Raw genomic sequence first — 10,966 nt, forward strand, 5'->3', positions numbered from 1 at the left:
CACGCGACGCCCTCGCCACTTTGGCGCACCAGATCCTGGCCGAGCCTATTGATGCCGCTTGGGATGACTGGCTCAGACGGGCCCAACTGCAGACGTTTGCGGCGGCCCTCATGGACGCCATCCAGCAAGCTTGCCCCCAGGTGGACCCGGACGACCTCATGGTCGACACCGAACCAGGTCCAACGGAGGAAGGCAAGGAGCGAGCTGAAGTCCAGTTGTGGATCTCGGAGGCCAACCCGGGCGGCAACGGGCTCATCGAGCAGGTGGTTGAGGCCATGGCCACTCGGACGGATCACTTCTACCGCCGCATTGAAGCCGCGCTGGGGCCCTCGGAGTTTGAGCAGATCGACATCCAGTTGCAGGACTATCTCCAGCGAATCGGAGGCCCGACGCCCGAGACCGCCTGGATCGATGCAACCCAGGCGGTCCGCTCGGCATCGTCCACTCAAGAGGCTCAGGCAAGCCTGCTGTGTTTGCGACAGTTCCTGGCGGCCCAAGGCCATGGTGTATTCCACGGCTACGTTTCAGCGATCAGCAATCGACTGCTTCGTCCGAACAGCCCTCCTGATCTGGACCAACTCCTTGCTGAGTTGCTGCAGGCATGGGAGGCCCTGGAGGCGCGACTGGGTGTCGAAGTCGATGCACGCGTCATATGCGCCGTGTTCAGCCAAGACCCCCGTATTGATGCGGCATTTGCGGCTGCTGACTTCCAGGTAGGCGTGCGACACCGCCGCCGTCAGTTCACGGGTGGCGCCGGTGGCGCGGGCCGCACTAGCAGCACGGCGTACAATGGCAGCGCGGGCGCGGCCGGCGCGGGCGCCGCGCTCGTGGCCATTCCGCCCTTCATCATGTTCGGGCTGCACGACTACCAGCGCAACCGGATCCTGACCTTCCTCAACCCGGAACAGGACCCTTCGGGCGACGGCTACCACATCCTGCAATCGAAGATCGCTCTCGGGTCCGGCGGGCTGCTGGGCAAGGGCTTTGGCTTGGGCTCCCAGAGCCAGCTGAACTTCCTGCCCGAGAAGCAGACCGACTTCATCTTCGCCACCCTGGCCGAGGAGTTCGGCTTCGTGGGCTGCTTTGGCGTGCTGTTCCTGTATGGCGCGGCCATCTTCATGGCGCTGCGGATCGCTTCGATCAGCCACAGCCACTTCGGCCGGCTGGCCGCGGCGGGCGTGACGGCGACCTTCTCGCTTTATGTGCTGATCAACGGCGCCATGGTCATGGGCATGGCCCCGGTCGTCGGCGTGCCGATGCCGATGCTGTCGTACGGCGGCACCGTCATGGGCACGGTCATGATCGGTTTCGGCCTGGTCCAGGCCGTGCGCGTGCACCGCTACACCGAGGTCACCAGCGGCAAGGGCTCGCTGGTCTAAATCCTTATAAGCCGACCTCCCCGGCGAATGCCGGGGCCCAGATTCATCCTGAGCGTTTTGGGAGCGCGCGCCTCAAGGTCGAGACGAGTGATCAGGCGTTCGTGTGTTCGATCTGGACCCCGGCATTCGCCGGGGAAATCGGATGAATTGGCTACAGCGTCAGCGCCGCATCCGTCGCCCGGACCAGGCCGTCGATGACGCCCGGCTCGGTCGAGGCGTGCCCGGCGTCCCAGATGATGTCAAAGCGCGCCTCGGGCCAAGCCTTGTGCAGCTTCCAGGCGCTCTCCAGCGGCGTGACCACGTCGAAACGGCCCTGGACGATCCAGCCCGGGATGTGGCGGATCCTGTCGATGTTCTTCAGGATCCAGCCGTCCTCGTCGAAGAAGCCCTTGTTCGTGAAGAAGTGGCATTCGATCCGCGCGAAGGCGATCGCGAAGTCTTCTTCGTTGAACTTGGGCGGGCGCGCCTCCGGGCCGCGCAGAGAGATGGTGTCGCCCTCCCATTGGCTCCACGCCGCGGCGGCCCGGGCCTGGACGCGGCGATCGGTCGAGGTGAGGCGGCGATGATAGGCCGCCATCAGGTCTCCGCGCTCTTCTTCCGGAATGGGGGCCAGGAACCGCTCCCAGGCGTCCGGAAACAGCATCGAGGCGCCGTCCTGATAGAACCAGCCCAGCTCCCTCTGGGTCAGCAGGAAGATGCCGCGCAGGACGAGACCATCGACGCGGTCCGGATGGGTGATGGCGTAGGCCAAGGCCAGGGTCGATCCCCACGACCCGCCGAACACGGTCCACTTCTCGACGCCCAGGTGCTCGCGCAGGCGCTCGATGTCGGCGATCAGGCTCCAGGTGGTGTTGTCGTCCAGACTGGCGTTCGGCCGCGAGCGGCCGCAGCCGCGCTGGTCGAACAGCGCCATGCGCCATTTGGACGGGTCGAAGAACCGCCGCATGGTCGGATTGACCGCGCCGCCGGGGCCGCCGTGCAGGATCACGCAGGGCTTGCCGCGCGGATTGCCGCATTCCTCGTAATAGATCTCGTGCGGGCCGCCGGTCGGCATCCAGCCGAACGAGAACGGCTCGACTTCGCGGAACAGGCCGCGACGACCCACAGAGCTCATGGCGGCGGCGGAAGCATGACGATCCATCCGCTAACCCTAACGTGGTTTTCGTTCGCCTGTGAACGGAGGATCGCGCGGGCTCGCGCCTTTCCACAGCTGCTGTATTCTGGGGCCATGATTCAGCCGGCGCCTGAAGACTACACCGACGAAGAACTGCTCGAGATGCTTAACCCTCGGCAGCTGGCGCAGCTTGACCGTCAGATCGGCGAGATGTTCGGCGCCGAGGGCGTCGATCGGGTCGAGGCGCTGTTCGCCATGGCCAATGTCTATTCGATCCGCGCGGCCGAGCGCGACGAGGTCACCGCCCTGGCCATGCTGCAATTGGCGGCCGCCATGCGTCGCCGGGCCGAACTGCTGCTGAACGCCAGCTAGGGCGGGGTGGAGTTGCTAACGTCGAAGAAAAACACTCGCCTTCCTGGGCCTTGTGCCCAGGACCCATGTCGGCGGTAGGCTCGGATATTCGGTCGAGGCGAGGCTGGACGGCCTAGAGAACTTGTTGAATCCAGCGAGCGCGGAACAATGGGTCCTGGGCACAAGGCCCAGGAAGGCGGGAATATATGCCTGCTTGTAATTTGCCCCTCAACTTGCCAGCGGAAACTTCCGGTCCAGCCAGTCCAGCAGGGCGGCGTTGACCTCGGCGGGCTTTTCCTGCTGCGTCCAGTGACCGCTGCCTTTGATCAGCACCTTCTCGAGATCGCCGATCTGGTCGCCCATGCGGTCGGCCATCGAGGGCGGAAGCACGACGTCGTGCTCGGCCATCAGCATCAGGCAGGGGATCCCGTCGATCCGCCCCGGCCAGCCCTCGGCCATGCGCCAGTTGCGGCTGAAGTTGCGGTACCAGTTGATGCCGCCGGTGAAGCCGGTGCGCTTGAACGCCTCGACGAAGACCGCGAGCTCCTCGGGCGACAGGAACTGGTTATCGTCGCTCGCCGGGTCGTAGTGGGCCAGGGCGTCCTGCAGGGCCAGGCTCCGCTGCTCGGGCGGGCGCGAGGCGAAGTCGTCCTGGGTGCCTTTGGGCAGGCGCATGAAGAAGCGAAGAGTCTTCTCAACGTCGGCGCCGAGCTGGGCGTCGGCGACGCCCGGCTTCTGGAAGTGGACAATGTACATGTCCTCGCCATAGGCGTTGCGGAACATCTCGATCGGATCGAACGGCAGGCGCGGGATGAAGGGCGTGTTCAGGCCGACCACCCCGGCGACACGGTCGGGATGCAGCAGCGGCATGGCCCAGACGACGATGCCGCCCCAGTCGTGCCCGACGAAGATCGCCTTCTCCGCGCCCAGATGATCTAGCAGGCCGACCAGATCGCCCGTCAGGTGCTCCATGTCATAGGCCTCGACCGCCTCGGGACCGGGCGTGAGGCCATAACCCCGCTGATCGGGCGCGATCACCCAGCGGCCCGCCGCGGCCAGGGCCGCCATCTGGTGACGCCAGGAGAAGGCCAGCTCCGGAAAGCCGTGGCAGAAGACGATGGGAACGCCGCCGCGCGGTCCAGCCTCGTAATAGGCCAAGCGGATGCCGTTGACGTCGGCGAACTGGGGCGCGGGCAGGGGTGTCATGAACAGGCGTCTCCCTTGGCGTTCTTATATGATTGATGTTCACCTTGAAGCGCCCGTCAGAAGCGCGCAACCCGTGAGCGAGAATTCGCCATTGAGTATTTCCTCGCTGGCGAACGCGCGTAAAAAGCGTCGATGACCGAAGCCGCTCCGCCGCCCGCCGCCGTTCCCTGGCGACTTGTCGTTCTTCTCGGCGCGTTGACGGCCTTCGCCCCGATGTCGATCGACATGTATCTGTCCAGCCTGCCCGCGATCGGGCGTTCGCTGCACGCCGGTCCCGAACAAACCCAGGCGACGCTCGCCGCCTTCTTCGCCGGCATGGCGATCGGCCAGTTCATCTATGGGCCCGCTTCCGACCGCCTGGGCCGTCGGCCGCCTTTGCTGATCGGCATCGCGGTCTTCTTCGCGGCCTCGATGGTCTGCGCCCTAGCGCCGAATATCGAGACCCTGATCGCGGCGCGCTTCGTCCAGGCCCTGGGCGGCTGCGCCGGGGCGGTGGTCGCCCGGGCGGTGGTCCGCGACCGCTTCAGCCAGACCGACACCGCGCGGGTCCTTTCGCTGATGATGCTGATCATGGGCCTGGCGCCGGTGTTGGCGCCGCAATTGGGGGGCGTGGTCCAGCTGGTCGCCGGCTGGCGCGGCGTCTTCTGGACCCTGGTCGGCTTCGCGGTGATCATCGGCGGCTGGGTGCTGCTTGGCCTGCCGGAATCGCGCTCGGCCGAGACCGCGGCCCACGCCCGCGCCGAGCACCCGCTCCGCGCCTATATCGCGCTGTTCGGCATGAAGCGGCTGGTGGGCTACGCCCTGGCCGGGGCCCTGAACGGGGCGGTGCTGTTCACCTACATCTCGACCGCGCCCGACCTGGTGATGGGGACCTACGGCCATACGCCGATGACCTTCAACCTGATCTTCGCGCTGAACGCCGTCGGCATCATCGGGGCCAGCCAGGTCAATCGCTGGCTGCTGCGGCGCTCGACGCCCGACCAGGTGCTGCGCAAGGCCAGCATCGCCTCGATCGTGGCGGCCTTGCTGCTGACCCTGGCCGCCTGGACCGGCTGGGGCGGCCAGTGGACCGTGCTGCCGCTGCTGTTCGCGGCGCTGTCGGTCTATGGCCTGATGGGCGGCAACACCATGGCCGGCGCGCTCAGCGTCGATCCGCGCCGGGCGGGCTCGATCTCAGCCCTGATGGGCTCGGCCTCGTTCGGGGCCGGGGCCTTGGCCTCCTGGGTCGGCGGCCTGCTGCATGACGGCACGCCGCGCCCGGTGGCCGCTGTGATGTTCGCCTGCCTGGTCGGCTCGTCGCTGGCGATCTTCTTCCTGGCTCTGCCGGGCGGGGCGAAGGTTCAGGCCTGAGGCTCGACGGGCATCCGGAAGGCCCGATCCGCCATCACGGCCCAACCGATGATGAACGACAGGCCGCCAAACGGGGTGATCGCGCCTAGGATGCGCGGCGCGCCCAGCGCCATGGCGTAGAGAGAGCCCGAGAACAGCAGGGTCCCGCCCAGGAAGAAGGCCGCCGCCAAGCCCATTCGCCTTGCTCCGGCCCGATGCAGGGCGAGCGCGGCGAACACCGCCAGGGCGTGGCTCATCTGGTACTGGGAGCCCGTGTGCAGCCACTCGACCGCCTTGGGATCATGAACGCCGTGCGCGGCGAAGGCGCCGAAGGCCACCGCCAGCAGTCCGCTCGCCGCCGCCAGACCCGTCCAGGTCCTGGGTGTCCACCCGCTCATCGCCTTGACGCTCCGGAAACGTTGCAATCGTCGGGCGCGACCTTAACGTTGTTCATCTGGACGTAAAGCCGGTCCGTCAGAGACCCGGCGCGATCTAGGGGAGGACGGCATGGCGCTCACCTGGGGCGACGATTACCCGATCCATCAGACGCCCGAGCCGGTGGCCTACGCCGGCACGGATCGGAACTTCTACGACCGCTATTTCTTCAACGGCTACGCGGCCTCCCAAGAACAAGGAGAGGGGGACGGCGACGACCTGTTCTTCGCCGCGGCCTTCGGCGTCTATCCGCACTTGAACATCGCCGACGCCGCCTTCTGCGTGATGAAGGACGGCAAGCAGGTCAATCTGCACGCCAGCCGCTGGTTGCAGATGGAGCGGATGGACCTGACCGTCGGGCCGATTGCCATCACCGTGATCGAGCCGCTGAAGCGCCTGAAGCTGACGGTGACCGCGCCCGAGCAGGGGATCGCCGCCGAGATCGTCTTCGAAGGCCGCGCCTTTCCGATCGAAGAGCCGCGCTTTGTCCGCCGCAACGGCCCCCGCGCCTTCATGGACTACACCCGCCTGACCCAGAACGGCCGCTATTCCGGCTGGATCGAGGTCGACGGCGTACGGTCCAGCCTCGACGGCTTCGTCGGCACGCGCGACCGCTCCTGGGGCGTCCGGCCCGTGGGCGCGCGCGACCCGCAGGAGCTGGCGCCGCCCGCGCTGCCGCAGTTCTTCTGGCTATGGGCGCCCTGCAATTTCGAGGACGGCGGGCTCTTCTTCCACACCAATGACGACGAGCTGGGCCGGGCCTGGAACCGCCGCGCGCTTTGGCTGGAGGACGGCGGGCGCGAGCTGGAGTTTGGCGGCTTCGCCGAGGCCTCCTGCGCGATCCACTGGAAGAGCGGCACGCGCCACGCCCGCGCCGCGACGCTGGATTTCGGCGCCGATGGCAAGATGACGGTCGAGCCCAAGCGCGAGTTCTTCATGCTGGGGCTGGGCTACACGCACCCCACCTGGGGTCACGGGCTGAACCAGGGCAAGCTGAAGGTCGAGCGCGAGGACTTCGTCACGGCGGAGCTCGACCGCGCGGTTCCGCAGCACCTGCACGTGCAGGCGCTCAGCAACGTGACCTATGTCGATGGCGCGGGGCGGACGCGGAAGGGGCGGGGGGTCTTCGAGCAGCTGGCGATCGGCCCGCACGCGCCGTCCGGCTTCGCCTCGATCCTGGACATGGCCCCATGAGCCTCGCCAAACGCCTGGAGGCGTATCTGTCGCGCGTGTGGGGCGAGGCTGTCACGGTCGTCGACCTCTCGCGCATTCCCGGCGGGGCCAGCCGCGAGACCTATCGGTTCAGCGCCCGGACGGCGAAGGGCGAGCGACCGCTGATCCTGCGCCGCGATCCGCCGGGCAGCCTGATCGAGACCGACCGCAACCAGGAATATCTGGCGTTCGAGAGCTTTCACGACCGTCTGCCCGTGCCGCGTCCGGTGGCGATGGAGGCCGAGGGCGCGGAGCTGGAGCGACCGTTCTTCATCATGGAGCGGGTCGAGGGCGGGACGGCCGCCTCGCCGTTCACCGTCGTCCCATACGGCGAGCACGCCCGGGCCATCGGCGAGCAGTTCTTCTCGATCCTCGGGACCATCGCCGCCGCCGATCCCGCCGGCCTGCCGCTGGCCAAGGCCGCCGAGGCCCCCGCGCCGGACGCCTGTTGGAAGATCGCTCTCGACCATTGGGCGGGCGTGATCGAAGCCGACCAGCAGCATCCGCAACCGATCGTCTGGGCCGCGATCCGCGCCCTGCGCCGCCGCCCGCCGCCGCCGGCCCAGGCCGTCCGTGTGGTGCACGGCGACTACCGGACCGGCAACTTCCTGCATGACGGCGCGGGGAAGATCCTCGCGATCCTCGACTGGGAGATGGTCCACCTGGGCGATCCGCTGGAGGACCTGGGCTGGGCGATCGATCCGCTGTGGGGCCACTTCGAGGCCGACAAGGTCGCCGGCATGCTGCCGCGCGAGAAGGCGCTGGCGATCTGGAAGCAGGCCAGCGGCCTCGCGATCGACGAGACGGCGCTGGCCTGGTGGAGCCTGTTCAACGCCGTGAAGGGCCAGGCGATCTGGACCTCGGCGGCCAAGGAATACCGCGACGGCGGCTTCAAGGACCCGGTGCTGGCGATCTCGGGCTGGTACACCGCCCGCCGTCACGACGAGATCCTGGCGGCGGCCCTGATGCGGTGGGAGAACCTGTCATGACGCCCAGCCTGCCCGACATCCTGGTCGGCAACTTCATGTGCATGATCGACCCGCCGCCGCCCGAGCAGCAGGGCGAGTTCATGGCCGGCAAGGTGGCGGTGGTGGCGCTCTTGTCGCTGCTGGCCGCCCAGGAGGCCGAACGGGGGATCGCCGCCAGGACGACCGAGAACGCGGCGATCCGCGCGGCGCTCGACGAGGCGGCGAGCGACTATGCGGTGGAAGCGCTCGCGGGGACCGACGATCTGTCGCTCGGCGCCCTGGACGCGGCGAACGCCCGCCTGCGCCAGGCCCTGATCCGCCTGCACGAGGCGGTGGAGGAGAGCGGCGACACCGCGCGGCATCACGCAATTCTGCGGCTCTACACGACGATGGCGGATCTTCGCCGGCTCGACATGCCGCCCTTGCCGGGGCGCTGAACCGCTATTTGTGCCGGTTGTGCTTGGCCACTTCCTCGGGACTGATGTCCAGAGGGGCGGGGGCGGCGGCGTTGTATGCGCCGGTCTCGTTGAGGTCCATCACCACGCTGCGGTGGCCTTCCCAGATCATATGCAGGGCGACGTAGAACACGATCGCCAGGCCGACGAAGCCGATCCAGCGGTGCTTGTGCAGCAGGTTGGCGATGGCGCTGGCGGCCAGGCCCATCAGGATGATCGACAGCAGCAGGCCAAAGACCAGGATGGCCGGGTGCTCGCGGGCCGCGCCGGCCACGGCCAGCACGTTGTCCAGCGACATCGAGACGTCCGCGATCAGCACCTGGATGAAGGCGGCCTTGAACGACTTGGGCTGACGGGCGCGCGGCTCGGTGTTGGGATCGGAATCGACCATGGCGACGGCGTCGGCCTGGTCGTGCGAGGCCTGCTCGCGAAGCTCGCGCCACATCTTCCAGCAGACCCACAGCAGCAGGAAGCCGCCGGCCAGCAGGAGGCCGATGACGCCCAGCAGCCAGGTGGTGATCAGGGCGAAGCTGATCCGCAGCACGACCGCCGCGCCCAGGCCGTAGAGGATGACCTTCTTGCGGTCCTTGACCGGCAGGCCGCCCGCGGCGAGGCCGACGGCCACGGCGTTGTCGCCGGCCAGGACGAGGTCGATCATCAGGACTTGCAGGAACGCCGTCAGCGGTCCCTGAAAGCCATCCAAGTGGGCCATCAACGTGTCGAACATGCGCTCTCAATGGGATGACGCGCCGGGCGATGCAAGACGCAAAACCGTCGCGCCGGACCTAAACGCGCTTCGACGCCGGTCGGCGACGCCGTGCAAACCATCGCACGAACGCGACCAGCGCGATCAGGGCTGGGATCAGCAGGATCAGGCCGGCGTCGTGACGCGGCGCGGATCTCGGCGCGGCCCGGGGCGCGGACGCCTCGGTCGGTGGGAGATCGGGCTTCGGCGGCGCGGCCAGGGGCTCTTGGCGCGCGGGCGGCTGGTCGGCGGTGACCGGTCTAGGGGGCGAGGGGAGGGATTGGGTCGCGACTGGCCGCGCCTTCGCCAGTCGCGCCTGGGTCTCGGCCGTTGAGGCGCTCGCGACGCCGGCTTGGGCGTCGATCAGCGCCGCCAAGGCCAGGGCGGCGAGGCCTGTCGCGCGGCGGCGCATGGGCGGAGGCCCTAGACCGCCGCCTTGCCGCGCGGCTTGGACGCTTCATAGAGCGCGATCGCCGCGGCCGCCGAGACGTTGAGGCTTTCGAAGCCGCCCGGCATCGGGATCTTGCCCAGCACGTCGCAGTGCTCGGCGACCAGCCGCCGGACGCCTTCGCCTTCCGAGCCGAGCACCAGCACGGTGGGGCCGCCGTCCAGCACCTCGTCCAGGGTCTGCTCTGCCTCGCCGGCCAAGGCCACGCCGCGCCAGCCCAGCTCGGCCAGCTCCTCGAGGGCGCGGGAAAGATTGACCACGCGCGCATAGGGCACCTTGTCCACCGCGCCGACGGCGGTCTTGGCCAGCACGCCGGTCAGGGCGGGGGCGTGGCGGTCCTGCAGGATGACGCCCTTGGCGCCGAACGCTGCGGCCGAGCGGAAGATCGCGCCGATGTTCTGGGGGTCGGTGATCTGGTCCAGCATCACCAGGAAGCCTTCGCCGGACGCCGCCAGTTCGGCGATCGACAGCGACTCGGGCTCGTCGATCTTCAAAGCCAGGCCCTGGTGCACCGCGCCCTGGGGCAGGTGCTTGGCGATCTCCTGGCCCTCCATCACCTGCAGGCAGGAAAGTTTCTGCAGGTCGGGGGCGAGTCGCTTGGCCCGATCCGAGGTCGCCAGAAGGCGCTTGGGGGCGGGGCGATGGGGGTTCGAAAGCGCCGCCTCGACGGCGTGAGTCCCCCAAATCCAGTCCTTGGCGTCGCCTTGACCCCTGGAAAAGTCGTTCTGTTTCCGGGGCTTGGAACGAAAATCGCGTCCTTGTGCAGAAGGGCGTTTCCGGTCGTTGCGTTCGGAATGAGAGGACACTATAAGACGCGCTCCGATTTGGGGCCCCGAGGGCTTCTCGGCCAGCCGGCGCTGCTCTTAGCATCGTCCGTCACCGGTCCAAGAAGCTTTTGTTTCGCATCGGCGTTTGACGGCTTGCCGTCGTTCGTCGAAGCGGATAAAGGCCGCCGGCTTCGGAACTCCATCGCGTGCTTGGGGGAATGTCCCGAGTGGCAAAGGGGGGGGACTGTAAATCCCCTGGCGTAAGCCTTCGTAGGTTCGAGTCCTACTTCCCCCACCATGCGCGCGACGAGTTTTCGAGGTAGGCGAGGGCGCTCCAGAGCCAGAGACCGGGAGCCGATCGCGACCCCGCAGCTTGGCGGGTATAGCACAATGGTAGTGCAGCAGCCTTCCAAGCTGAGGATGCGGGTTCGATTCCCGCTACCCGCTCCAGCTCCCCGAGAGTTATTCCCAACAACCCAGCCGCCGGCGCGAAGGTAGAGACGATGGCCAAGGAAAAGTTCGAACGTACTAAGCCGCACTGCAACATCGGCACCATC

12 protein-coding genes and 2 tRNA genes are annotated in these 10,966 nt (G+C 67.8%); 8 read left to right on the forward strand and 6 right to left on the reverse strand.

Annotated features, from left to right (window positions below):
- Window positions 1-275: 275 nt before the first annotated feature.
- Window positions 276-1,379 (forward strand): FtsW/RodA/SpoVE family cell cycle protein, encoded by a 1,104-nt coding sequence (locus Q0379_RS16030; protein WP_299011000.1) that lies wholly within the window; start codon window positions 276-278, stop codon window positions 1,377-1,379.
- A gap of 151 nt (window positions 1,380-1,530) precedes the next feature.
- Here the strand turns inward: Q0379_RS16030 and pip are convergent, their stop codons facing one another.
- Complete coding sequence (gene pip, locus Q0379_RS16035) at window positions 1,531-2,520, reverse strand: prolyl aminopeptidase (RefSeq protein ID WP_299010966.1); 990 nt, start codon at window positions 2,518-2,520, stop codon at window positions 1,531-1,533.
- Window positions 2,521-2,607: 87 nt separating this feature from the next.
- Between pip and Q0379_RS16040 the strand changes: the two genes are divergently transcribed.
- A complete protein-coding gene (locus tag Q0379_RS16040; RefSeq protein WP_299010968.1) occupies window positions 2,608-2,865 on the forward strand; it encodes a low temperature requirement protein A in 258 nt (85 codons plus the stop codon).
- Window positions 2,866-3,072: 207 nt separating this feature from the next.
- Here the strand turns inward: Q0379_RS16040 and Q0379_RS16045 are convergent, their stop codons facing one another.
- Window positions 3,073-4,050 carry an alpha/beta hydrolase gene (locus Q0379_RS16045; protein ID WP_299010971.1) on the reverse strand — a complete coding sequence of 326 codons (978 nt, stop codon included), beginning with the start codon at window positions 4,048-4,050 and terminating at the stop codon, window positions 3,073-3,075.
- A 132-nt stretch (window positions 4,051-4,182) separates the two neighbouring features.
- Here Q0379_RS16045 and Q0379_RS16050 point away from each other — a divergent pair, with 132 nt between their 5' ends.
- A complete protein-coding gene (locus tag Q0379_RS16050; RefSeq protein WP_299010974.1) occupies window positions 4,183-5,400 on the forward strand; it encodes a multidrug effflux MFS transporter in 1,218 nt (405 codons plus the stop codon).
- Here the strand turns inward: Q0379_RS16050 and Q0379_RS16055 are convergent.
- Entirely contained in the window at window positions 5,391-5,777 is a 387-nt protein-coding gene (locus tag Q0379_RS16055; RefSeq protein WP_299010979.1) for a DUF423 domain-containing protein, read from the reverse strand. The genes Q0379_RS16050 and Q0379_RS16055 overlap by 10 nt on opposite strands.
- A 109-nt stretch (window positions 5,778-5,886) precedes the next feature.
- Between Q0379_RS16055 and Q0379_RS16060 the strand changes: the two genes are divergently transcribed.
- Genes Q0379_RS16060 through Q0379_RS16070 form a run of 3 tightly spaced genes read left to right on the forward strand, consistent with a single transcriptional unit; the run spans window position 5,887 to window position 8,431 of the window.
- Window positions 5,887-7,008 (forward strand): hypothetical protein, encoded by a 1,122-nt coding sequence (locus Q0379_RS16060; protein ID WP_299010982.1) that lies wholly within the window; start codon window positions 5,887-5,889, stop codon window positions 7,006-7,008.
- A complete protein-coding gene (locus tag Q0379_RS16065; RefSeq protein ID WP_299010985.1) occupies window positions 7,005-8,015 on the forward strand; it encodes a phosphotransferase family protein in 1,011 nt (336 codons plus the stop codon). Before Q0379_RS16060 ends, Q0379_RS16065 begins: the two co-directional genes overlap by 4 nt.
- Window positions 8,012-8,431 carry a hypothetical protein gene (locus Q0379_RS16070; protein WP_299010988.1) on the forward strand — a complete coding sequence of 140 codons (420 nt, stop codon included), beginning with the start codon at window positions 8,012-8,014 and terminating at the stop codon, window positions 8,429-8,431. Before Q0379_RS16065 ends, Q0379_RS16070 begins: the two co-directional genes overlap by 4 nt.
- Window positions 8,432-8,435: 4 nt before the next feature.
- On the opposite strand, the gene Q0379_RS16075 is transcribed toward Q0379_RS16070, so the two are convergent.
- The 3 genes from Q0379_RS16075 to rlmB are packed head-to-tail and all read right to left on the reverse strand — an operon-like array spanning window position 8,436 to window position 10,448.
- Window positions 8,436-9,176, reverse strand: a complete 741-nt coding sequence (locus Q0379_RS16075) for a TerC family protein (protein ID WP_299010991.1) — start codon at window positions 9,174-9,176, stop codon at window positions 8,436-8,438.
- A gap of 58 nt (window positions 9,177-9,234) precedes the next feature.
- Window positions 9,235-9,606, reverse strand: coding sequence for a hypothetical protein (locus tag Q0379_RS16080; protein WP_299010993.1), 372 nt, complete (start codon window positions 9,604-9,606; stop codon window positions 9,235-9,237).
- Window positions 9,607-9,617: 11 nt separating this feature from the next.
- Complete coding sequence (gene rlmB, locus Q0379_RS16085) at window positions 9,618-10,448, reverse strand: 23S rRNA (guanosine(2251)-2'-O)-methyltransferase RlmB (RefSeq protein ID WP_299010997.1); 831 nt, start codon at window positions 10,446-10,448, stop codon at window positions 9,618-9,620.
- A 173-nt stretch (window positions 10,449-10,621) separates the two neighbouring features.
- Between rlmB and Q0379_RS16090 the strand changes: the two genes are divergently transcribed.
- Both Q0379_RS16090 and Q0379_RS16095 read left to right on the forward strand, forming a co-directional pair.
- A tRNA-Tyr gene (locus Q0379_RS16090) sits at window positions 10,622-10,707 on the forward strand.
- A 78-nt stretch (window positions 10,708-10,785) separates the two neighbouring features.
- A tRNA-Gly gene (locus tag Q0379_RS16095) sits at window positions 10,786-10,859 on the forward strand.
- Window positions 10,860-10,966: the final 107 nt, after the last annotated feature.

Source organism: uncultured Caulobacter sp., assembly GCF_937900395.1.
Taxonomy (GTDB): Bacteria; Pseudomonadota; Alphaproteobacteria; order Caulobacterales; family Caulobacteraceae; genus Caulobacter.

What these genes read in the sequence shown, in the direction of transcription:
- Q0379_RS16045 (WP_299010971.1), bottom strand. Translation starts at nt 4,050, where the DNA reads ATGACACCCCTGCCCGCGCCCCAGTTCGCCGACGTCAACGGCATCCGC.
- Q0379_RS16055 (WP_299010979.1), bottom strand. Translation starts at nt 5,777, where the DNA reads ATGAGCGGGTGGACACCCAGGACCTGGACGGGTCTGGCGGCGGCGAGC.
- pip (WP_299010966.1), bottom strand. Translation starts at nt 2,520, where the DNA reads ATGGATCGTCATGCTTCCGCCGCCGCCATGAGCTCTGTGGGTCGTCGC.
- Q0379_RS16070 (WP_299010988.1), top strand. Translation starts at nt 8,012, where the DNA reads ATGACGCCCAGCCTGCCCGACATCCTGGTCGGCAACTTCATGTGCATG.
- Q0379_RS16040 (WP_299010968.1), top strand. Translation starts at nt 2,608, where the DNA reads ATGATTCAGCCGGCGCCTGAAGACTACACCGACGAAGAACTGCTCGAG.
- Q0379_RS16060 (WP_299010982.1), top strand. Translation starts at nt 5,887, where the DNA reads ATGGCGCTCACCTGGGGCGACGATTACCCGATCCATCAGACGCCCGAG.
- Q0379_RS16050 (WP_299010974.1), top strand. Translation starts at nt 4,183, where the DNA reads ATGACCGAAGCCGCTCCGCCGCCCGCCGCCGTTCCCTGGCGACTTGTC.
- Q0379_RS16065 (WP_299010985.1), top strand. Translation starts at nt 7,005, where the DNA reads ATGAGCCTCGCCAAACGCCTGGAGGCGTATCTGTCGCGCGTGTGGGGC.
- Q0379_RS16080 (WP_299010993.1), bottom strand. Translation starts at nt 9,606, where the DNA reads ATGCGCCGCCGCGCGACAGGCCTCGCCGCCCTGGCCTTGGCGGCGCTG.
- Q0379_RS16075 (WP_299010991.1), bottom strand. Translation starts at nt 9,176, where the DNA reads ATGTTCGACACGTTGATGGCCCACTTGGATGGCTTTCAGGGACCGCTG.
- Q0379_RS16030 (WP_299011000.1), top strand. Translation starts at nt 276, where the DNA reads ATGGCCACTCGGACGGATCACTTCTACCGCCGCATTGAAGCCGCGCTG.